The sequence below is a fragment of the Shigella sp. FC1967 genome (genome assembly GCF_001743005.1).
Taxonomy (GTDB): Bacteria; Pseudomonadota; Gammaproteobacteria; order Enterobacterales; family Enterobacteriaceae; genus Proteus.
In genome coordinates this window covers 1-1,646 of the sequence record NZ_MIIZ01000952.1, presented here as the reverse complement: position 1 = coordinate 1,646, position 1,646 = coordinate 1, and the positions used below count along the sequence as shown (strand labels likewise).

Sequence of the window (1,646 nt, the reverse complement as noted above, 5' to 3'; positions counted from 1 at the left end):
CTTCTCATTCGGATATGGGCTAATGGTAACACCGTTACAGTTAGCGCGTGTCTACGCAACAATTGGTAGTTTTGGTATTTACCGACCTCTTTCTATTACGAAAGTTGACCCTCCTGTACCTGGAACTCGAGTCTTTCCTGAACCGGTGATGAAAACCGTCGTACACATGATGGAAAGCGTTGCATTACCTGGTGGTGGGGGAGTGAGTGCGGCAATCAAAGGGTATCGGGTTGCGATTAAAACAGGAACGGCGAAAAAAGTTGGGCCTGACGGTAAATATATTGAACAGTATATTTCTTATGTAGCGGGTGTTGCACCTGCAAGTCGTCCTCGCTTTGCATTGGTTGTGATAATCAATGAGCCTAAAGCAGGTAAGTACTATGGAGGCGCAGTATCTGCACCGGTGTTTGGCACAATCATGGGCGCGGTTTTACGAACAATGAATGTAGAACCTGATGCATTGATGCCAGACGATAAAAATGAATTTGTGATTAAAAAAGAAGAGGATACAAGTGGCCGATCCTAACTTAAGTGACCTATTAGGGGCACTCGGGATACAAGCACCATCATTGATGCTCAAAGACATGACACTCGACAGCCGAAAAGCGGCGAGCGGTGATCTTTTTATCGCCATTAAAGGTCATGAAACTGATGGTAGACGCTATATTCCTCAAGCAATTGCTCAAGGTGTTTCGGCAGTATTAGCAGAAGCACAAGATGTTGCAACGCATGGTGAAATCCGTGAAAGCCACGGCATTCCTGTGATTTATATTGATAACCTCAATGCAGAGTTGTCAAAGTTAGCGGGGCATTTTTATCATCAACCTGCAGAAAAACTGAAACTGATTGGTGTTACTGGGACTAACGGAAAAACGACAACAACACAATTGTTAGCACAGTGGGCACACGGTTTAGGTGAAACAAGTGCTGTGATGGGAACAGTCGGTAACGGCCTTTTAGGTCATGTTGTTCCTGCGATGAACACCACAGGATCTGCCGTTGATATTCAATTAGAGTTACAGCAATTATTAAATCAAGGCGCGACATTGACAGCGATGGAAGTTTCTTCTCATGGTTTAGTTCAAGGTCGTGTCAGTGCATTGCCTTTTGTGGCGAGTGTCTTTACGAATTTGAGTCGTGATCATCTTGATTATCACGGTGATATGGCTAACTACGAAGACGCAAAATGGTTACTATTTTCTACCCATCAGAGTGGGGAAAAAATCATTAATGCAGATGATACCGTTGGTCAAAAATGGTTATCACGTTTGCCTGATGCTGTTGCTGTGACAATGGAAAATAAATTGCCACAAAATTGGCAAGGTCGATTCGTTAAAACAACCCATATTCATTATCATGATGCGGGTGCAACGATTCACTTTAGTTCTAGCTGGGGTGATGGTGAAATTGAAAGTCCACTTATGGGGGCTTTTAATGTTAGTAATCTTTTATGTGCTTTAGCCACATTATTAGCACTCGGATACCCATTAAATGCTGTGATTAATGCTTCATCTGTACTCACCCCTGTTTGTGGTCGCATGGAAGTCTTTAGTGCGGATAATCGCCCTACAGTTATTGTCGATTATGCCCATACCCCAGATGCTTTAGAGAAAGCACTTCAAGCCGCTCGTTTACACTGCACGGGG

2 protein-coding genes are annotated in these 1,646 nt (G+C 43.6%); both read left to right on the top strand.

Annotated features, from left to right (window positions below):
- On the top strand, positions 1–526 hold a 526-nt coding region (locus tag BHE89_RS16605; RefSeq protein WP_286146232.1), incomplete at its 5' end, for a penicillin-binding transpeptidase domain-containing protein.
- On the top strand, positions 513–1,646 hold a 1,134-nt coding region (murE, locus tag BHE89_RS16600), incomplete at its 3' end, for a UDP-N-acetylmuramoyl-L-alanyl-D-glutamate--2,6-diaminopimelate ligase (RefSeq protein ID WP_128860640.1). The genes BHE89_RS16605 and murE, both read left to right, overlap by 14 nt.